The 245-nt window shown below is 65.3% G+C and carries 1 pseudogene; it reads right to left on the reverse strand.

Annotation, left to right across the window (positions count from 1 at the left end):
- Window positions 1-94: 94 nt before the first annotated feature.
- Window positions 95-245 (reverse strand): annotated as a pseudogene (locus tag WDW90_RS40340) (transglutaminase-like domain-containing protein); the annotation flags it as partial.

Here is a 245-nt window from a genome sequence, read left to right on the forward strand (position 1 = left end):
CGTGCCTTCAGGCGCTTCACGCCAGGCGAGTGCCGCAACTATCTGGCAGCCGCAGGCTACGATGCATATGACCCAATCTGATCGGATGCAGCTCTAGCAGGGTGCGGGTCGGATCATGGAGGTAGCCCGAGACGGTCCGGGCTCCAAAGCCGAGGCTGCGGACGGCCTCGACGAAGAGGGTCGCGAGATCCCGGCAGGAGCCCACACACAACGCAAGGGTCTGGCTCGGCGACTGCGTGCCTTCG

The sequence above is a fragment of the Methylobacterium nigriterrae genome (genome assembly GCF_037106235.1).
GTDB lineage: Bacteria > Pseudomonadota > Alphaproteobacteria > Rhizobiales > Beijerinckiaceae > Methylobacterium > Methylobacterium nigriterrae.